This is a genomic window from Pseudomonas sp. R37(2017) (assembly GCF_002113375.1).
In the GTDB taxonomy this organism is placed as follows: domain Bacteria; phylum Pseudomonadota; class Gammaproteobacteria; order Pseudomonadales; family Pseudomonadaceae; genus Aquipseudomonas.
This window is the reverse complement of the sequence record NZ_NEHO01000027.1, coordinates 22,121-41,857: the sequence shown is the minus strand read 5'-3', so window position 1 is coordinate 41,857 and position 19,737 is coordinate 22,121. Positions and strand designations below refer to the sequence as shown.

The following is a 19,737-nucleotide window of genomic DNA, read 5'->3' as shown; positions in this document are numbered from 1 at the left end:
CTCGCGAAGGGGCCGTGTCAGTCGGCAAAGTGGTTGGCTGACACACCGCTTTCGCGAGCAGGCTCGCTCCCACACTGTTTTGTGGTGCTCCGCCGGTTGCGCAATTATGGTTAAATGCCGCCCCCACAAATGACCGACCCGACCCGATGAACCCAGACGCCCTCGCCACCCTCAACGAACACCTACTGACAGCCCTGGCGACCGCCCCCGCCGAAACCCGTCGTCTGTTCCACGGCCGTGGCCGTTGCTGGCCGGGGCTGGAGCAAGTGACCGTGGACTGGCTGCAAGGCGTGGTGCTGGTGGCGCTGTTCAAGGAGCCGGAAGCTGAGCAACTGCAAGACTTGAAACAAGGGCTGGTGGCGATTACCCAGTCTGAACAGTGGGCAAAATCCGGCGCGCATACCCTGTTGCTGCAACACCGCTACCTGCTGCAAAGCACCACCGAATGGCTGCTCGGCGACGTCATCGAGGAAATGACCATCACCGAGGGCGGCCTGAAGTACCGGGTGGACCTGGGCCGCAAGCAGAACACCGGGCTGTTCCTCGACATGCGCTACGGCCGCGATTGGGTCCGCGCCAATGCCGAGGGCAAGCGGGTGTTGAACCTGTTCGCCTACACCTGCGGCTTCTCGGTGGCGGCCATCGAAGGCGGCGCCAGCCACGTGGTCAACCTCGACATGTCGAGCCCGGCCCTGAGCCGTGGTCGCGACAACCACCGGCTCAACGGCCACGACCTGAGCAAGGTGAGCTTCCTCGGCCACGACCTGTTCAAGTCCTGGGGCATGGTGATCGGCAAAGGCCCGTACGACCTGGTGATCATCGACCCGCCGTCATTCCAGAAAGGCAGCTTCCTGCTGACCAAGGACTACCAGCGCGTCCTGCGCCGGCTGCCCGAACTGCTCACTGAAAACGGCACCGTGCTGGCCTGCATGAACGACCCGTCGTTCGGTGCCGACTTCCTGATCGACGGAGTCACCCGCGAAGCACCGAGCCTTCAGTTCGAACAGCGACTGGAGAATCCGCCGGAGTTTCCGGATGCGGATGTGGAGTGTGGGTTGAAGGCGTTGGTGTTCCAACTGCAAAGCTAAAAGCGCTCCCACAGTTTTTGATCTTCAGTGAACGATACTTCTACGGTTACCAGCACTCTCCTGCGGTGCCGGAGCCACGGTTTCCTGATCAATCTGCGCCATGCTCAAGTGCGCCGTTTCCCTCAAGCAGAACGAGCACACCGCGACAATCGCCAGCGCCACCGAGCCGTACACGGCAACGCCGAGCGGATCGTGATCGGTGGCAATCAGGATCGCCGTGGCCACGCTCGACGCCGTACCGCCGCCCAGTGCCGCGCCGATCTGGTAGGCGGCGGACATCCCTGAATAGCGCATCTCCCGAGGGAACTGCTCTGCGAGAAACGCTGGAATCGGTCCCTGTGTCGCCCCCATGAACGCGCCGACCGCGATGTACGCCAGGGTCGATACCAGCAGGTTTTTCATGCCGACCAACGGGAAGAAGGCAAAGAACCCGAGGGCCATGATGATTGCGCCGAGGATCATGACGTTGCGGCGGCCGATCCGGTCGGACAGCAGGGCAAACAGCGGCGCGGTGACCACGATGGCCACCGACAGCGAAAAGTCGAAGATCAGCGCATCGGTGCTGCCGTAGCCAAGCTGGGTGGCGTAGGACAAAAAGAACGTGCTACCGATGTAGGCGATGGTCACATAGCCGAACGCGATCCCCGTGCACAGCAGCATTTCCTTTGGCCGCGCGCGCAGTGCCGCGACCAGGGGAATGCGCGCCTGCGCCTTGTGTTCGACGGGTTGTGCCACAGGCTTTTGCAGTCGCGCATAGAGCCCGATCAACACCAGCACGCCACCCAGCCAGAACGGGATGCGCCAGGCAAAATCGGCGAGGTTATCGTTCGAGGCGACACTGACGATGCCGAACACCGCCGCGCCGAGGATGCCGCCAATGCCGATGCCCATGCTGGTGAAACTTCCCCACAGTCCCCGTCGCCCCGGGGGCGCCGACTCGATGCCGAACAACGCCGCCCCGCCCCACTCGCCGCCGGCGGCGAAGCCCTGGATCAACCGCAACAGCACCAGCAGTGCCGGCGCTGCCAGGCCTATCGACGAATAGCCCGGCAGGCAGCCGATCAGCAAAGTGCTCAGGCCCATCAGCAACAGGGTGATCACCAGCATTTTCTGCCGGCCGATCCTGTCACCGTAGTGCCCGAAGACCATGCCGCCCAGCGGGCGGGCAAAAAAGCCCGCGCCAAAGGCGCCGAAAGCAAACAGCGTGGCGGTCAGCGGATCCATCTGCGGGAAGAACACCTTGGGAAACACCAGCGCCGCCGCCGTGCCGTAGATGACGAAGTCATAGAACTCCAGCGCGGTGCCCATGCCGGAGACGAAGAAGGTTCTGAGGGCGGATTGCGAACCCGCCGGGGATTGCCCGTAACTAGCCATATCGAGTGCTCTTTTTGTTGTTATGAAGGACGTCGGTTCAGAAGCGCTGGAAGCCGTCGCGGGCCAGCAGCATCGGGTTGCCGGCGGCGTATTCGAGCATGCCGTGTTCGCTGTCGATGCCGATGGTCAACAGGGTTTCCCAGCGTTCGGTGGCCGGCATGCTCAGGTCCGGATGGAAACAGATCGGCGCCTCGTCGCCCGCGGCACCGCACATGGCCGCGGCCCGGCGATTGAGGTCGCCATGGATCATGTCGAGCCGCGCCGCATCGACGTGGGCCAGGCGTGCGTAGGTGGTCGAAGCATCCGGTGTCCGCTCGCCCAGGCTCAGCGCCTTGTCGAGGAAGTGGTTGGTGTGGGTGATCCAGCCGTCTTCGCCTGGCAGGACCACGGCGATGCCGGCGGCGGACATTTCAATGCTCGCTGCCCGTGGCGACGTATCCCTGTGCGAGAACACCGTCAGTACCGTCGAGGCACTGACCCGCGCCGACCGCGCCAGGGCAATGGCCTCTTCGACACTGGTGGCCTCTTCCAGAATCCGTCGGGCAATCGCATGCACCGGCACGCCGGCACTGGCGTTGTCGCTGGTGTGGTGGAGGATGTTGAAATGCAACCCGACGCCTGCACTGTTCACGCCGATCTTGCCGAGCATGCCGAACTCGGTGAACAGCTTGACGGTGATCCCGGAGCTGGCCGTGAGTTGCAACAGCAGGCCGTGGGGCACCAGTGAATCGTGCCAGTCCCAGGTCTGGATGGTCCTCGGCGACGCTATTTCCGCAGGTGCATAGACCGCCGTCGAGCACTCACCTTCGTGCGAGGCCGGCATCACCGCGAGGATTTCCGTGCGCGCGTTCAGGCTCGCCAATTGCCACAGGGGAATCCCGGCGCCTTCGGCCGTCGCCACCAGCTCTTGAGCCAGGCTCGGGCTCCACTCGGTCAGCGCTTGCAGACTGGCTTCGCCAATAGCGCGCACCTGCTCGGGCGCAACCCCGACCTGATTGAAGAAGTCGAGATAAAGCGCCACCGTCTTGCCGATTTGCGCGGCCCAGGTTTCGCCGATTTGCTGGCCGCGGATGTGTGGATTTTGGGTGTCGGTGACGAAGCAATGCAGTTTCACGGAAGCGTTCCTGTTTTGATGTTGATACTCAACTGTGGGAGCGAGCCCGCTCGCGAAAGCGGTGTACCAGCCGACATCGATGTCGAGTCTGATGACCTCTTCGCGAGCAGGCTCGCTCCCACAGGTTCTAAGTTCTGTGTGATCGAGATCAGGGTTTACGGGCGAAAATCTCGCGGCCGGCGAACCAGGTGTTCAGCACCTGGGTATCGCGCAGGGCCTCTGGGCTGACGGTGAAGACATCGCGGTCGAGGACGATCATGTCGGCCTGTTTGCCAGGCTTGAGCGAACCGATCTGTTGCTCGAGGCGCAGAGTGCGGGCCGCGTTGAGGGTGTAGGCCTGGAACATGGTCTGGCGGTCGATGTCTTCGGCGGCGTTGAGCACACCTTTCGGACCTTTGCGGCTGACCGCCTGGTAGATCGCCTTCCACGGATCCGGCGTGGTGATCGGCCAGTCGCTGGCACCGGCAATGGTCGCGCCGTGCTTGAGCAGCGAGCGCGCCGGGTACGAGTACATGAAGGCCATGGCGCTGACGTAGGGTTTGACCAGGTCCATGCTCGACTCATCGGCCATGGCCCAGTACAGCTGCATCGAGGCGATGACGTTGAGGGGCTTGAAGCGGGCGAACTCCTTCGGATTGACCATTTGCAGGTGCGTGATGGAGTGCGCGATGCCACTGTGGCGATCCTTGCGCGCCTGCTCGATGCCATTGAGCGACTCACGCACCGCGCGGTCGCCAATCGCGTGGATGTGCACCAACCAGCCGCGGGCGTCGGCGGCGCTGACCAGTTCGCCGAAATGCGTCGGGTCGATCAGCAGCTCGCCGGACTTCTTCGAGTTCTTGTAGGGTTCGAGCATGGCGGCACTTTGTGCCGGCACTTCCGCCACGCCGTCGGCAAACACCTTGATCCCCGGCAGGGTCAGATTGGGCACGCCGAGAAACTGTTGGCGGACCTTGTCCAGTTCATCGAGATCGGCCGGCGTGGCTTTCGAGTCGGCCATCAGCAACGCGGCCACATGAGCGGTCAGCTCGCCGCGTTCGGCCAACGCCTTGTAGATCGGCAGCACGCCCACCGACTGATTGTTCACATCGCCACCGGGAATTTCATTGGCAATCGGGTCCATCCAGCCGGTGATGCCCAGGCTCTTGTAGTACTCCAGTGCTGCCCGCGCGCCCGCCATCAATTCCTCGCTGGTCGGGGGTGGAAGCAGTGCCTGCACCGGGTACAGGCCGGCATCGACCAGGAAGCCATTCGGTCGTCCATCGGCGTGATGCCCTATCGTCGCCTGCTCTTCATCCTTGAGGGCCTTGACCCGCGCGGCATCGACACCGGCACGCTGGAGCATGGCCCGGTTGGCCCAGCCCGTGTGCAGGTCCCAGCCCAGAAAGAGAATCGGGCTGTCCGCCCATTCGCCCTGATTGAAGCGCTGCTCAAGGGCTTCGACCTGGCTCCAGTAAGTCGATGGCAAGCCGCCGACGCTGAGGACATCGCCACGCTTGGCCTTGCCGTCTTCGCGCCACTGACGCAGGCGCTTCTCCAATTCATCGAGCGGCAGCAACTCACCGTCCAGGTTGGCCTGACGCAATTGCAGCCCGCCCTTGACCGTGTGCGAGTGCGAGTCGATGAACCCTGGCATCAGCACCTTGCCGCCCAGATCGACGATGCGCGTGCCTGGCTGTTTGAGCCCCAGCACCTGGGCATCGGAACCCACCGCCGCGACCTTGCCGTTCTCCACCGCGATGGCCTGCTGCAAGGGCTGGCCCGGCTCGGCGGTGTACACCCGGGCGTTGTGCAGGATGAGATCGACAGCGGCCATACTTTCCATCGAGGAACAGGCCAGAGCGAGTGACGCGGCCAGGGTCAGAATCTGTTTCATGGGTTGGCTCTTTATTTTTGTTGGGCTGTAGCCAAGACTAGCCAAGCCGAATCAAGAACTGAATGCCTGCTCCCGCACAACATCTGTGCCTATCAGGAATAGATAAATGGACAAAATGAGTGCCCTGACCATGTTCGTCGCCACCGCCGAACAGGGTAATTTCAGCCGTGCCGCCGACCTGCTCGGCAAAACCCCTTCGGCCCTGACCAAGGCTGTAGCCCAGCTGGAGGAAGAGCTCGGCACGCGCCTGTTCGACCGCACCACCCGGCGCATGACGCTGACCGAGGCGGGCCGCATCTATCTGGAAGGCGCACGCCAGGCGCTGATGCAACTGCAACTGGCCACCGAAGACGTGGAGCAGTTGCAGCATGAATTGCGCGGCGATCTGCGGATCACCGCCCCGCCCTCGTTCGCGCCGGCGTTTCTCAATCAGGTGTGCTGTCGCTTCTTGACCGAGCATCCGCAGGTCAAACTGGAAATGGACCTGAGCGATAACTTCTACGATCCGGTGGACGGCGGCTATGACCTGGCCCTGCGCGACGGCCCCATCGACCTGCCCGGCGTGATCGCGCAGCCGCTGGTGGAAAACCAGATGTTGCTCTGCGCCAGCCCGGCTTACCTGGCGCGCAAAGGCGAGGATGTTTCACTGGAAAACTATCAGCAGCATGACTGGCTGATCTTCCGCCATCCGCTGCTCAACCGGCACTTCTGGTGGGTCACGCAAGGTGAACAGCGCATGCGCCTGACCCAACCGACGCCACGGGTGGCCAGCGATAACTACGACTTTCTGCTGGCCTGCCTGCTGGATGGCCAGGGCTTGCAGTTCATCCCGCAATGGAGCGCCGCACCCTATCTGGCCCGCGGTGAACTGGTCGAGTTGATGCCGCAGTACTGGCGTGAGCCCAGCGCGTTCGGGCCGTGGGTCTACGTGCTGTACCTGGCGCACCGGCGCAACACGCGCAAGGTGAAAGTGTTCATCGACTACCTCAAGGCGCATTGGCCACAACAGCAGGCCTGAAGACCGCATAGCGCCCTTCGCGAGCAGGCTCGCTCCCACAATGGATGCAGTTCATCCGTGGGAGCGAGCCTGCTCGCGAACGGCGGCGGTCTGGTCAACCAGGCAATCCGGATTAACGCGGCCGCAGCACCAGGGCAAACAACTCGCCATGCCCGTTGACGTTGAGCTTGTGATAGAGGTTGCGCCGGTGCACTTTCACCGTTTCCGGGGAGATGCACAGTTGCTGGGCAATGGCCTTGCTGGAGAAGCCCCGGAGAATCAGACGCGCGGTTTCGATTTCCCGCGTTGTCAGGCGGGCGTCGAAGCGATCGAGCAAGGTCGCCAGATCGCCGGCCGGAGATTCGCCGACCGCCCCCTGCGGCGGCAGCAATTCCACGTGTCGACGCATCGCTGCCAGCACCCAGTCACGCACGCACAGCAGGCGGCCCTGCTCCTCGAGGCTGAAGCGCGTCGAGCGCCCGAGGGACAGGCCGAGCACCGCGCCATCGACATTGACCATGAACTGCAACTCGTCCCCACCGACCACGGTGCTGAAGTAACTGAGGTAGTACTCGCTGTGCTGGAACTGGTCGGGGGCCACCGAATCGAGGCTGTGCAAGCCATCGGCGATGCCCGCGCAAGCCGCCTGATAGAACGGATCGAGCAGGTACATGCCGGCGCGATAGTCCGCCAGTTCTTCCTGCTCATCCGTGTTGCCCTTGGCATCGAAATCATTCAGCAGGCGTGGCACATGGCCCGGGCGCATCAGCGCCACCAGCGCATTGTCCAGCGGCACCAGCAAGCGCAGGGTATCGACCAGCGCACGCCAGAAACCATCCCGCCCCACCGCCGTAAAGACTCGCGCCAGCCCCTGGTGCACCGGCAACTCTTTCAACAACGCGTCCACGCACTACCCCTTTTGAGTAACCCATGATGGGAATGGGTAAAGGCCACCCCGGTCGATACGCTGCAAACTCCTGATTACCACCGGCCTCGACAGGCCAGGAGTGCCGCATCATGAGTCGTCACCGTTCGTATTTCAATCTGGGGTTGGGCGCCAGCCTGGCGGTGTCGCTGTCGGCCTTTGCCGTCGAAGCCCCGACCGTGCATGTGTACAACTGGTACGACTACATCGGCCCTGCCACCCTCCAGGATTTCAAGCGTGATACCGGGATTGCGCCGGTCTACGACACCTTCGACAGCGCCGAAGTGCTCGAAGGCAAGCTGCTCACCAGCCGCAGCGGCTACGACGTGGTGGTGGCCAGCAACTACAGTCTGCCCACACTGATCAAGGCTGGCGCCCTCGCCCCGCTGCCCCGTGCGCAAATGCCGGACTTCAAGAACATGGACACCGATCTGCTGGCGAAACTGGCCAACAACGATCCGGGCAACCAGTTCGCCGTGCCCTACCTGTGGGGCACCAACGGCATCGGCTACAACATCGACAAGGTCCGCGCAGTGCTGGGTGACAAGGCGCCGGTGGATTCCTGGGACCTGGTATTCAAGGAAGAGAACCTGGCCAAACTCGGCGAATGCGGCGTGGCCATGCTCGACTCGCCATCGGAGATGCTGCCGGTCGCCCTGCACTACCTCGGCCTGCCGCCCAACAGCACCAACCCCGAAGACTACAAGAAGGCCGAAGCCCTGCTGCTCAAGCTGCGTCCGCACATCGCCTACTTCAACTCGTCGAAGTTCATCAGCGACCTGTCCAACGGCAACATCTGCGTGGCGGTCGGCTGGTCCGGCGCGATGCTCGAAGCCAAGACCACCGCCGAGCAGGCCGGCAACGGCGTGAAGATCGCCTACAGCCTGCCGAAGGAAGGTGCGCCGGTGTGGTTCGACACCCTGGTGCTGCTCAAGGACGCCCCGCACCCCGAGCAAGGCATGGCCTTCATCGACTACCTGATGCGCCCTGAAGTCATCGCCCCGGTCAGCGACCACCTCAACTACCCCAACGGCAACCGCAGCGCGACCGCACTGGTGGCCGAAGCGACCCGCAACAACCCGGCCGTCTATCCGCCAGCCGAAGCCATGGCCACCCTGTTCACCCTCCAGCCATTGCCGCCTGCTACCGAACGGGTGCGGACGCGGATCTGGAGCAAGGTCAAGAACGGCCAATAAACACACCACTGACCCTGTGGGAGCGGGCTGCGGTACACAGCCCGTGCCTTTTTCCTGCCACGATTTGAAAATGAGAAAACCATGAAACCACGTGCCCGCGACCTGAACATCCAGTTTGGCCAACTGCAACCCGGCCCGCTCAATGCCATCACCGACGTGTCCGGCGTACGGGTCGGCCACTGCAATGTGCGAGGACGCACCGCCAACGGCCGCGACATTCTCACCGGTGTCACTGTCATCGAACCGCGCGCCGGCTCCACCAGCCGGCAACCGTGCTTTGCCGGTGTGCATGTGCTCAACGGCAATGGCGACGCCACGGGGCTGGAGTGGATTCGCGAAGCAGGCTTGCTGACCAGCCCCGTCGCCTTCACCAACACCCACAGCCTGGGCGTGGTGCGCGATGCGCTGATCGTGCTCGACCGTGAACAGCAACCCGATGACGGGCGCCTCTACTGGAACATGCCAGTGGTACTGGAAACCTTCGATGGCCTGCTCAACGACATCAACGGTTTTCACGTCAAGCCCGAGCACGTGGCCGAGGCCGTGCGCAACGCCGAAAGCGGCCCGGTGACCGAAGGCAATGTCGGCGGTGGCAGCGGCATGATCTGCCACGAATTCAAGGGCGGCATCGGCACCGCGTCGCGACGCTTGAACAGGGCCCAGGGCGGCTGGACGGTCGGCGCGATTGTCCAGGCCAACCATGGCACCCGCAAGGAACTGCGCGTCGACGGCTATCCGGTCGGGCGCCACATGGAATGGGTCGATTCGCCGTTCCGCAAAGCCTCGCTGCCCCATCCGGGCATGGGCTCGATCGTGGTCTGCCTGGCCACCGATGCGCCGTTGCTGCCGCACCAATGCACCCGCCTGGCCCAGCGCGCCAGCCTCGGCCTGGCCCGCACCGGCGGCGGCAATGAAGACCACAGCGGCGACATCTTCATCGCCTTCGCCACCGGCAACGATCACGTGCCACCGGCCGCGTACGAAAGCAAAAAAGCACCGACCACCGACAACCTGAGCATGGTCAACAACGACCACATCAGCGAGCTGTTCCTGGCCGCCACCGAGGCCGTGGAAGAAGCCATCATCAATGCCCTGCTCGCCGCCGACACGATCGAGGGCAACGGCCACGGGGTACAGGGGCTGGATACCGACACCTTGCTCAAGGCGTTGCACCGCGCCGGCTGGCCGGGAGACGCGACTAGCGGTACTTGAGTGAAACACTCGGTCTTTCTAGGATGAAGCTACGCAGCCGCTTGGTTGCTCAACAAGCCGCTGCGTAGGTGGTGAGTGAACTGAACCCCTACCAAGCTCACCGCCTGCTTCATGCGCATCTTGAGCCTCAACGGCTCTACTTCCTCCCCATCAAAGAGCTTTGAGGCTCTTTTTTTTGCCTCTGAAAACCACACAGTTCCCTTGTGGGAGCGAGCTTGCTGCAACACATCACGAAGGCCGGCGCACTACCCTTACCTTGCCGCTATCGCCGCCACCGCAGAACAACCGCTCGCCGCCATCGGACTCCAGTCCCGACACACCGACGCCTTCCGGCATCCTGAGACTCTCCAGTACTTCACCGGTTTGCGCGTCGATGCGCCGCAGTTCACTCTCGTCGCCCTCCCAGGTGCCATGCCACAGCGAACCTTGCACCCAGGTCACACCGGTGACGAAACGGTTGGACTCGATGGTGCGCAGGATCCTGCCGGTCTCGGGGTCGATCTGGTGGATCTTGCGTTCTCGGTACTGGCCTACCCACAACGTCCCTTCGGCCCAGGTCAGCCCCGAATCGGTGCCTGCGCCGGGGGCAGGAATCGTCGAGAGGATGCGACCGCTGCGCGGGTCGATTTTATGGATGCGGTCTTCGCCGATCTGGAACAGATGCTCGCCATCGAACGCGGTACCGGCATGGGCCGCGACATCGATCGAGCGCAGCACCTTGCCGCTTTCCGGGTCCAGGGCGTTGATCTTGCTGTTGGTGGCGAACCAGACCTTTTCGCCGTCCCAGGTGACACCGCACACATGGTCGACATCGGCAAACGGGCCATATTCACGAATGATTTCTGCGCTTGCGTGTTTCATTCCGGCATTCCTCATTGGGGTTGGTGGCGTTCATCCTAACCACCGGGCAGCGGCGCCGGGAGTAACAAGGTCGTCGCGAATCCCGGCACCGGCGGTGTCATCCAGCGCCGCGCGCGGCCATGGCCAAACCACTGCACCTTGCCCTGCTCCGCCAGTGTATCGAGCGCCCGTTGCACCGTACGCTGGCTGGTGTCCAGCGCCAGTGCCAGGGCGGAACTCGACCACGACTCGCCATCGGCGAGGCAGGCAAATACCGCGGCAAATTTTTCCTCGACCGGTGGCGCCAGCGTCACCACCTGCGTACACACCGGTGATTGCAGGGCAAAACCGCGAGCCGTCGCGGTGATGCCGGCCAAGGGCTTGAGTGCTTGACGCAGCCTGCCGATTTCCACGCGAAGCCGGGCGCGATGGGATTCATCCGCGAGCTTCAGGCGGAACGCCCGGGCGATCAGCGTCTCCCGCGCAACATCGGCGGGCCACGCTTCGGCCAGTGCGCGGACAAGCATGAACAGGATCGGACGCGTCGCGAGCGACACCGACATGCCACAGCCACGTACCGTGTAGCGGCAGGCATCCACCACCAGAGACGTTGATCCGAGCAACGCTTGCACTTCATCGAGCAACAGCGGCCGTACCTCACCTCGGGCTATCAGGCGTGCCGCGGGGGCGTCGAGCAAATGCGCGGCGTGTTCGACTTCGGCCATCAACGCGGCAATCCCCGCTTGGCCGGCCGCCTGCCTGGCCCTTGTCAACGCATCCCGCGCCGCCTGGGATTGCAGGCGTCGAATGGCGATCCCCGCCAGCACCAGTTCATGGGTTGCCCGCAATGCTGGCGGCAAGGGGCCGGGGTCGAGCTCGGCCAGCAACTGCTGCGCCTCATCGAGCTGACCGATCAGCAGCAAACGGCGGATTTGCAGATACCGCGCATGGGCGGCATTGACCCGGTCACCGTGCTGCTCAAGGGTGACCCGCGCCGTTTCAAGCACTTTGACCGGCCAGCCGAGTTCCCGTGACGCCAGGGCGATTTCGGCCTCGGCCACCACACAGCGCGCCCGGGCCAGTATTTCCCTTGGCGCAAAGGCCCGTTGTGCGCGCTTGACCAGTGCCCGGGCCCGCACCAGATCGCCCAGTTGCGCCATGGCGATACCGCGCAGGGCCAGCGCCGACGCATCGTCGCGCAAGGCCACGCGGTCCAGTGCCCCCAGCGGATTGCCCGCTGCCAGCGCCTGGGCGGCGGCCATGATCATCGAGTCCATCGAAATCCCGCCACGCTTGTCACTCCCCTCATTCGACACCCGGGTTTAGTCTAAATCACGACCTTTCACCAGGAGCGTACAGCGATGAACACCCACAAAACCGTAACCCGGGAACAATGGCTGGCGGCACGTTTGCAACTGCTCGAAGCGGAAAAGGCCCTGACCCGGCGCAGTGACGAGGTGGCGCGACAACGCCAGGCACTGCCTTGGGTTCGCCTCGACAAGACCTACCGCTTCGATACCGATAACGGCAGCGCAACCCTGGCCGAGCTCTTTCAAGGGCGCTCGCAACTGCTGGTCTACCACTTCATGTTCGGCCCCGACTATACGGCCGGCTGCCCTTCCTGCTCAGCCATTGCCGATGGCTTCGAACCCGTCGTCATCCACCTGGCCAACCATGACGTGACCCTGATGGCGATATCCCGCGCACCGCTGGCGAAACTGCAGGCCTACAAGCGCCGGATGGGCTGGACCTTCCCCTGGGCCTCGGCCGCCGACAGCGACTTCACCGCCGACTTCAACGTCTACTTCAGCGAAGCCCAGCAGCGCGAAGGACGGGTCGAGTACAACTACCAGCGCGGCGGGCATGCGATGGATGCGAGCCAGGTCCCGGAACCGGTGAAACAGTTCGCCGCGACCTGTGGCACCGATGCGTCAACCTACACCCGCGACCGGCCGGGGTTGAGCACCTTTGTGCTGGAGAACGGCGAGATTTATCACACCTATTCCACCTACGCCCGGGGTCTGGACGGGTTGTGGAGCATGTACCAATGGCTCGACCGCGCGCCCAGGGGGCGCAATGAAACCGGGCCCTGGTGGCGCCGGCATGATGAATATCAGTGAGCGCCGGTGGGTGCACCCACATTCGATTCGAATACGTGAAGGGATGTTCGAAAGATGAACGCGCACCTTATCTATCGTGCAAATGCTTTTTCAGGAACGACCGGGTTCGTTCGTGGACAGGGTTCTGCAGGATCTCCTGCGGCGCCCCTTCCTCCACTACAACTCCGCCGTCCATGAAGACGATCCGGTCCGCGACTTCACCGGCAAAGCGCATTTCATGGGTGACGATCAACATGGTCATGTGCTCCGCAGCGAGCTGCTTCATGACCAGGTTGACCTCTTCGACAAGCTCAGGGTCCAGAGCCGATGTAGCCTCATCGAACAGCATGACTTTTGGCTGCATCGCCAGTGCTCTGGCGATGGCGACGCGCTGCTTCTGCCCGCCCGACAGGCGAGAAGGATACTCATCGATTTTGTTGGCCAATCCGACCTTCGACAAATATTCCATTGCCAACTCACGAGAGGCCTTTTTCGTGACCCCCTTGAGTTTTATCGGGCCAAGCGCGATGTTTTCACACACGGTCAAGTGCGGAAACAGATTGAAGTGTTGGAACACCATGCCCATCTGCTGACGCACAGCGTTTATATGTTGCTCAAAGGCACGACCTTTCAATGGCCGGTTGACTTGCTCGCCCTCCAGCCAGATCTCGCCATCGTTGAGTACTTCCAGATGGTTGATCGAGCGCAGTAGCGTACTCTTGCCAGACCCGCTTGGGCCGATGATGGCGACGATTTGTCCGCGCGAGACCGAAAGATCGATGCCCTTGAGTACTTCAAGTTCTCCGTAAGCCTTGCGAGCACCCTTCACTTCAACCATGAATTCATTTCTGCTCATCGTGACATCTCTACCTTGTTTTCGAGAAGATGCAGGCCGGCTTCGAGAACAAGATTGGCTGCATAATAAATAACCGCAACAGTCAGATAAAACTCGAATGGGCTATAGGTCTCGCTCACGGCAAGTTGTGCGCTGTACACCAACTCCGCAATACCGATAATGGAAACCAGCGAGGTATCCTTTAAAAGGACAATCAGGTTATTTCCCAGCGGGGCAATAGTTTTGCGAAGCGCTTGCGGCACGATGACGTAACGCTGCGTCTGTCCACGGCTGAGACCAATGGAGCGCGCACCTTCAATCTGCCCCGGGTCCACCGACACCACGCCGGCACGAATAACGTCGGCATTGTAGACAGCGAAGTGCAAACTGAGACCAATGATGCCAGCCACCAGTGCAGGAATATCAACGCCTACTTGCACAAGGCCATAATAAATCAAGTACAACTGAAGCAGGAGTGGCGTTCCCATGAGCAACCACGTAATGAAACGCACGGGCAGAGCCAACACCCTGGGCGCATAAAGAACGATAAGTGCAAAGGCTACCCCTGCCATCAAGCTCAATACGCTGGAACTTAAAAACATCACAACCGTCCACCAAAGACCGGTCGCCAGCAACTCGGAATAGGGAGTAACTATACTTAGATCGAGGCCTTGCATCTGAATGTTCTCACCTTGCCGCGAAGCGATTATCGAGATAGTCGACAACGAATCTGACCGAGTAGACCATCACGATGTAAAGCAGTGCAGACACCATGAAGATCTCAAAGGGTTTGTATGTTGAACTGATAAAGCGTTGCGCTGTATAGGAAAGTTCGACAACGGAGATCGTCGACACCAATGCGGAACCTTTGATCAGTGCGACAGCGTTCACTCCCAGTGGCCTTATCATCAGCTTCGCCGCTTGCGGCAAAGTGATGAACCATAAGGTTTGGCCCCGCCCGAAACCAATTGAACGCGCAGCTTCTTCCTGGCCAGGGTCGACGTTGGTGATAGCGCCACGAATGGATTCGGCCATGTAGGCGGCGATGTTCAGGCCCAGGCCGATGACGCCTGCAGCAAACGGCTCCAGTTCCAGTCCGATCTGCGGTCCACCAAAGTAAATGATGAACAGCTGAACCAGGCAGGGCGTGCCGCGAAAAACGCTTATGTAGAGTCTTGCAAGACATCGCAAGGTCAAAGCAGTGGACAACCGGGCCGCAACCAGCACGATTGCGACCAGGAAACCCAGTAGAAGTGCAAGTACAGAGATCTGCACCGTAATCCAGGCTGCCTCCAGGAAAAATGGGTATGTGCGCTGTATGAGTGTCAGATCCATGGGAAGGCTCGGAAAAGTCTGATTGGCTGGCTCGACGAGAAGTCGAGCCATGCTAAATACGAATCAGCGAATATCGTTGCCAATCCACTTCATCGAGATCTTTTCGTAGGTGCCATCGGCGAGCATGTCTTCAAGCGCCTTCTGCATCGTCGCCTTGAGTTCAGGGTTATTCTTGCGCAGCGCAATCCCCATGCCTTCAAGAGCGCCATCGCTATCCGGTAGAGTGATGATGCGAACCTTCTGCCCTGTTTCCTTGACGGCGACCAACACTGGAACACTGTCCATCACAATCGCGTCGATACGTCCGGCATCAAGATCGACCAGCATTTCGGGAAGACCTTTGTACGTTCTGACCTTCAGGTTGCCGCGGGCCCTGGCCCATTTATCGTGAGCATCGCCGAGGGTAACGCCAACACTTACATCTTTGAGATCATCGAGACTTTTAATCGAAGAATCGTCCTTCACAACGATCGTACGACCGGCATGGTAATAAGGCCCAACGAAATCCACTGCCTTCTGGCGCTCCGGGGTAATGGTCATGGAAGCGATAATGGCGTCATATTTTTTCGCGAGAAGCCCTGCGATTATCCCGTCGAATGGAGTCGTGACGATCTTCACCTTTACTCCCATCCGCTCAGCCAGTGCCTCGCTGATAGAGGCATCGAACCCGACAATCTGGTTCTGCTCGTTTGCAAAGCTGAAGGGAGAGTATTGACCGCTCATGGCGATACGAATCTCTTTGGCATCCTGGATCGACTTCAAATCATCAGCGTGAACAACCGAGGTGGAAAGTAGCGCTGCAGCCGCCACAGTGGAAGCGACAATCAAACCCTTGAGCTTTTTAGTCAGCATTGGATGGCACCTTGGAAGAATTATTTTTGTTTTTTGGGGTTATTCACCCGGCCGTCATGAAAAGTCTTGCATAGGCAACTTTCGAAAGCACCCGGCAAGGTGTCAGCCTGCCTGACACATTGCCGGAGTTGGCCGACACAATGTCGGATAGCGTGGGATTTACTGGAGTGCGGCCTTGAAGCTGTCGTCCAGGACCTCAAGCAGAAAATCAGCATTGGCTCGACTGAAAATCATCGATGGCCGCATCTTAAGAACATTGTCAAAGGGGCCTTCGGTACCGATCAAGACTCCTCGCTCCCTGGCCCCATCGGCCACCTTTTTGGCCAGTTCCGTGGCGGGAACCTTGGTTTTGCGATCCGTCACAAGTTCTATTCCAAGGAACAGACCCAGCCCGCGTACATCGCCTATCGCATCGTATCGCTGCTGCAGCTTGCGAAAACCTTCGAGCAGATAGTTGCCAATGGTCAGTGCGTTGAGTTTCAGGTTATCGCGTTCAATCACATCGATCACCGAGAGTCCTACAGCACATGAGACCGGGCTGCCGGCAAACGTATTGAAGTACTCCATGCCATTGTTGAAGCTGTCCGCAATCTCACGCGTGGTCACAACCGCCGACATGGGATGCCCATTGCCAATGGGTTTGCCCATGGAAACTGCATCGGGAACCACACCCTGGGTTTCAAACGCCCACCAGTGACTGCCTACACGGCCAAAGCCGACCTGGACTTCGTCAGCCAGGCAAAGACCGCCCTCGGCACGAACCATTGCATAGACTTCTTTCAAGTAGTTTTCCGGGAAGAACAGTTGCCCGGCGACACTTGGAATGGACTCCGCCAAAAAGAAAGCCGGCGATCTGCCCTGCTTGCGCATGACCTCGATCTGGTCGGCCACGCTTTCGGCGAAACGCTTGCCCAGTTCCTCGAATGGCCAGTGTTGCGCAGCACGGTAGGCATCGGGAACGGCCGCCTCAAACACATGATCGGCACGCCCTTTGCCGGCTTTACGCTTGTATTTGTAAGGACTGAGGTCAATCAACTCCTGGGTTGTGCCGTGGTAAGCCCAATCCAGCACAATTGCATCGTTACGCCCCGTGTGATTGCGCGCCATCCGGAGCATGAGGCTGTTGGCTTCACTGCCTGAACACCCGAAGGATGCGACCGCCAGACCTTCAGGCAAGGTAGCGGTGAGCCGCTCGGCATACTCCACGATGTTATCGTGCAGGTAACGCGTGTTGGTGTTCAGGCGTGCAGCCTGCCGCGAAAGTGCCTGCACCACGTCTGGATGGGAGTGACCGAGATGGCACACGTTATTGAAGCAATCCAGGTACGCCCTGCCAAAGTTGTCGATCAACCAGACCCCGTCACCGCGAACGAACTTGATCGGATCCGAGTAGGAAATCGACAGGTTTGGCAGCAGCAACTTCTTGCGCTGCGCAATGATCTGCGCCTTGGTGCGTCCGTCCTGGCAGTAGGTTTCCGGCGGAATCCCCGCGAGACTCGATGTGTCGGGGAAGAGGTCGGCCCATACGTCAAGATAAGCCCGTTCACCCACGCCGATGAACTCGCCCGCTTTCAACCCGGTGTCGGTGGACATCTGGAAATGCACATGGGGAATCCACCCGCCATTTTCCGTGTCCGCCCCCATGTACCCTACAAGCGCGCCAGCCTCCAGGTGGTCCCCGGGCTTGAGGCGCGCCAGCGCTTCGTGAGCCATGTGCCCCCACAGCGTCAGGAACGGCGGGCAACCTTCGGGCGAGTGCCGGAGCATGATCAAGCCACCATAGCCAAGCGGCTCATGCTCGACCTCGACGCTCTGCACCACACCGGCAACGGGCGTATACAGAGGTGTCCCGGCGGGCATGATCAAGTCGACACCCACGTGAATGATCCGACGCTGTCCTTCAATGAAGCGCGATTCAAACGCGGCGTCGGTGTAGATGGTTCTTTCCTCGCCCCATGGCCCGATGCCGAGCGGCACCTTGTGTTCGGCACAAAAATCATTCCACCACTTCGTTGCCTGCGCCGGACGCTGCTCGGCTGAAGCGATAGTCATCTCATGGGAAGCATCTGCGAACGGCGCAATCGCCTTGTTCATGGTTGCCGCGGATGGACGCACGATATCTGCGAAAGACTGCCTGTTTTCGGCAACCCAGCGGCGAATCGCACCAGCGCCTTCGATCGCGTCAAAACCGCAGGCTTTGCGCAAGATCGCAGTCGCCAGACGAGGGTTCATGCGATCCATCCTCTCCAGCAGGCGCCAGGCCGGCGCTTCGCTGATGCCGAGGTAGGGGTTGTCCTGCGTGCGGTCGTATCGCGATGCCGACAGCGTGACGCTTGTGACCAGGCGCATCGCAATGAGATTGAAGAGGACGTCCAGCTCTTCCGGCTGCAGAGGGTACTTTTCATGGAAACCGGCCGTGAGGGCGGCCGCCGCGCCCATTGGATCTTCCATGTCGAGAATGGAATAGGCGCAGGTAATGGCGACTTCGGCAATCAGAATCGTATGGACCGCGTCGCCAAAGTCGATGACGCCTGAGACTTTCCGGTGATTGCCGGAGTCGACGAGAATATTCCAGTCATTGCCGTCATTGTGAATGACCTGTGCCCGCAGACGCGAAAGCTTCGGTTGAACCGTTGTTTCGAAACGCTCGATAAAGCGCTCCAGAATGGCCCGTCTGCCAGGATCTTTCACGAAGTGCAGGCGTGAGCGCGAACGCGCGGCGTGACGCAAGTCCCAGTCGAGATCGCGAACCGCGCCTGGATGCATGAAGCCCTGAAGCGCACGATCTATCTCACCGAAGGATTGGCCAAGGCTGCGCATCAATTCGAACGTACGCTCGACCTCGGCAAGCGGCGTTCCGTGCAACCAGCTGACCAGGCGGACCGCGTGGGTTTCGCCGCTGGGAGCTACCGCCGAGGCCAGATATTCACCCGCAAGACTCTTCTTGAGAAAAGGCACGGTAAGCTCGGGGTTGTGACTGGCCAGATGACTGAGAATGGCCGTTTGAAACTCGCTTTCTACGCGCGGTTCAGTCGAATTGACGACTTTCAGAATCCACCCTGCATCGGTGCCTGTGTTCAACCGATAGTTGCGGTCGCGCTCGCCATCCAGCGGCGTGGCCGTACCGATAACGTTGAAAAGCTGCTCACTGAGTTTTTCGGCATCCCCTGTCGAGAACTGGGGAGCAGGATGGGAAAGATTTGTCATGGTAGTTGTTTTCCAAGCCATTTTTTTCAGATAGCTTGGCACGCAAAGCCTTGGACGGCAGTAGGTATGCGGTCGGCTTCAGCCTGCATATTGTCGGAATCGACCGGCACAATTTCGGTAGCAAACTTAGGGAGTTCTGATGCGCGACCTGGACACGAAAGATCGCGAAATACTCGAAATTCTTTCCAAAGAGGCTCGAATCGCCCTCAAGGCCCTGGCAGCGAGAATCGGGCTTTCAAGAAGCGCTACCAGCGAGCGAGTCATCAACCTTGAACGCAGTGGCGTGATCAGGGGCTACCGGGCCGATATCGGCGAAATCGATGCCAACGTGATTCGCGCCATCCTGCTTGTATCCCTCAAACGCACACCCGCCATCAGCTTGCTGGACTTGCTTGCGCAAAACTCGCAGGTACGTCGAGTCTCCTCGGTCAGTGGCCAGCTCGATCTGGTCATTGAGGTCGAATCGCGGACCATCGATGACCTGAACCGCGTCAGGGATGCGGTAGCCAGTCACGAGTCCGTCGAAGACATCACCACCGCTGTGGTGCTGCGCCGCGATATTGATCGGCAGAGTGCCTGATTTGGCTGGGGAAGAAGTCTGCAGACCGACTCCCCGCCAAGACCCTCCTCGATCCGCAGTGATCAGCCCGGCGGAATCGTCGCCAGCACACCGATCAGAAGGGTCAACAGCAGAAAACCGCCGAGAAAAATCGTCATCCTGGCCATGTGGCCTCCCCACTATGAATTGGCGGTACAGCGGGCGCCGGGCGCTGCCCGAACGGCGTAC

Annotated in this window: 17 protein-coding genes; 6 read left to right on the top strand and 11 right to left on the bottom strand. The window is 60.7% G+C overall.

Features of this window, described 5'->3' with window-relative positions:
• The first annotated feature begins 146 nt into the window (after positions 1 to 146).
• Positions 147 to 1,088: a class I SAM-dependent methyltransferase gene (locus tag CAG47_RS26490; protein WP_085729158.1), complete on the top strand. Its 942-nt coding sequence runs from the start codon at positions 147 to 149 to the stop codon at positions 1,086 to 1,088.
• Between the two features lie 24 nt (positions 1,089 to 1,112).
• On the opposite strand, the gene CAG47_RS26485 is transcribed toward CAG47_RS26490, so the two are convergent.
• The 3 genes from CAG47_RS26485 to CAG47_RS26470 form a co-directional block, all read right to left on the bottom strand.
• Positions 1,113 to 2,462: an MFS transporter gene (locus tag CAG47_RS26485; protein ID WP_085729156.1), complete on the bottom strand. Its 1,350-nt coding sequence runs from the start codon at positions 2,460 to 2,462 to the stop codon at positions 1,113 to 1,115.
• A 37-nt stretch (positions 2,463 to 2,499) separates the two neighbouring features.
• Positions 2,500 to 3,576, bottom strand: a complete 1,077-nt coding sequence (locus CAG47_RS26480; protein WP_085729154.1) for a C45 family peptidase — start codon at positions 3,574 to 3,576, stop codon at positions 2,500 to 2,502.
• A 148-nt stretch (positions 3,577 to 3,724) separates the two neighbouring features.
• On the bottom strand, positions 3,725 to 5,452 hold the full coding sequence (locus CAG47_RS26470) for an amidohydrolase (RefSeq protein ID WP_085729152.1): 1,728 nt from the start codon (positions 5,450 to 5,452) through the stop codon (positions 3,725 to 3,727).
• A gap of 106 nt (positions 5,453 to 5,558) precedes the next feature.
• On the opposite strand from CAG47_RS26470, the gene CAG47_RS26465 reads away from it, so the two are divergent.
• Positions 5,559 to 6,470 (top strand): LysR family transcriptional regulator, encoded by a 912-nt coding sequence (locus tag CAG47_RS26465; RefSeq protein ID WP_085729150.1) that lies wholly within the window; start codon positions 5,559 to 5,561, stop codon positions 6,468 to 6,470.
• A gap of 112 nt (positions 6,471 to 6,582) precedes the next feature.
• On the opposite strand, the gene CAG47_RS26460 is transcribed toward CAG47_RS26465, so the two are convergent.
• Positions 6,583 to 7,356 (bottom strand): helix-turn-helix transcriptional regulator, encoded by a 774-nt coding sequence (locus CAG47_RS26460; RefSeq protein ID WP_085729148.1) that lies wholly within the window; start codon positions 7,354 to 7,356, stop codon positions 6,583 to 6,585.
• Between the two features lie 110 nt (positions 7,357 to 7,466).
• On the opposite strand from CAG47_RS26460, the gene CAG47_RS26455 reads away from it, so the two are divergent.
• A complete protein-coding gene (locus tag CAG47_RS26455; RefSeq protein ID WP_085729145.1) occupies positions 7,467 to 8,570 on the top strand; it encodes an extracellular solute-binding protein in 1,104 nt (367 codons plus the stop codon).
• 81 nt (positions 8,571 to 8,651) lie between these two features.
• The gene (locus CAG47_RS26450; protein WP_085729143.1) at positions 8,652 to 9,782 is read left to right on the top strand and encodes a P1 family peptidase; all 1,131 of its coding nucleotides are present in this window, start codon (positions 8,652 to 8,654) and stop codon (positions 9,780 to 9,782) included.
• Positions 9,783 to 10,010: 228 nt separating this feature from the next.
• On the opposite strand, the gene CAG47_RS26440 is transcribed toward CAG47_RS26450, so the two are convergent.
• Together CAG47_RS26440 and CAG47_RS26435 are read right to left on the bottom strand one after the other, a co-directional pair.
• On the bottom strand, positions 10,011 to 10,643 hold the full coding sequence (locus CAG47_RS26440; RefSeq protein WP_085729139.1) for a PQQ-binding-like beta-propeller repeat protein: 633 nt from the start codon (positions 10,641 to 10,643) through the stop codon (positions 10,011 to 10,013).
• A 35-nt stretch (positions 10,644 to 10,678) separates the two neighbouring features.
• Positions 10,679 to 11,899, bottom strand: coding sequence for a helix-turn-helix domain-containing protein (locus tag CAG47_RS26435; RefSeq protein WP_085729137.1), 1,221 nt, complete (start codon positions 11,897 to 11,899; stop codon positions 10,679 to 10,681).
• A gap of 84 nt (positions 11,900 to 11,983) precedes the next feature.
• Here CAG47_RS26435 and CAG47_RS26430 point away from each other — a divergent pair, with 84 nt between their 5' ends.
• Positions 11,984 to 12,742 carry a DUF899 domain-containing protein gene (locus CAG47_RS26430; RefSeq protein WP_085729135.1) on the top strand — a complete coding sequence of 253 codons (759 nt, stop codon included), beginning with the start codon at positions 11,984 to 11,986 and terminating at the stop codon, positions 12,740 to 12,742.
• A 67-nt stretch (positions 12,743 to 12,809) separates the two neighbouring features.
• On the opposite strand, the gene CAG47_RS26425 is transcribed toward CAG47_RS26430, so the two are convergent.
• The 5 genes from CAG47_RS26425 to CAG47_RS26405 form a co-directional block, all read right to left on the bottom strand.
• Complete coding sequence (locus CAG47_RS26425) at positions 12,810 to 13,577, bottom strand: amino acid ABC transporter ATP-binding protein (protein ID WP_085729132.1); 768 nt, start codon at positions 13,575 to 13,577, stop codon at positions 12,810 to 12,812.
• Positions 13,574 to 14,233, bottom strand: coding sequence for an amino acid ABC transporter permease (locus tag CAG47_RS26420; RefSeq protein ID WP_085729130.1), 660 nt, complete (start codon positions 14,231 to 14,233; stop codon positions 13,574 to 13,576). Before CAG47_RS26420 ends, CAG47_RS26425 begins: the two co-directional genes overlap by 4 nt.
• 10 nt (positions 14,234 to 14,243) lie before the next feature.
• Positions 14,244 to 14,891 carry an amino acid ABC transporter permease gene (locus CAG47_RS26415; protein WP_085729188.1) on the bottom strand — a complete coding sequence of 216 codons (648 nt, stop codon included), beginning with the start codon at positions 14,889 to 14,891 and terminating at the stop codon, positions 14,244 to 14,246.
• A gap of 63 nt (positions 14,892 to 14,954) precedes the next feature.
• Positions 14,955 to 15,743 carry an ABC transporter substrate-binding protein gene (locus CAG47_RS26410; RefSeq protein ID WP_085729128.1) on the bottom strand — a complete coding sequence of 263 codons (789 nt, stop codon included), beginning with the start codon at positions 15,741 to 15,743 and terminating at the stop codon, positions 14,955 to 14,957.
• Positions 15,744 to 15,902: 159 nt separating this feature from the next.
• Entirely contained in the window at positions 15,903 to 18,950 is a 3,048-nt protein-coding gene (locus CAG47_RS26405) for an aminotransferase class III-fold pyridoxal phosphate-dependent enzyme (protein WP_085729126.1), read from the bottom strand.
• Between the two features lie 139 nt (positions 18,951 to 19,089).
• Between CAG47_RS26405 and CAG47_RS26400 the strand changes: the two genes are divergently transcribed.
• A complete protein-coding gene (locus CAG47_RS26400) occupies positions 19,090 to 19,530 on the top strand; it encodes an Lrp/AsnC family transcriptional regulator (RefSeq protein ID WP_085729125.1) in 441 nt (146 codons plus the stop codon).
• Positions 19,531 to 19,737: the final 207 nt, after the last annotated feature.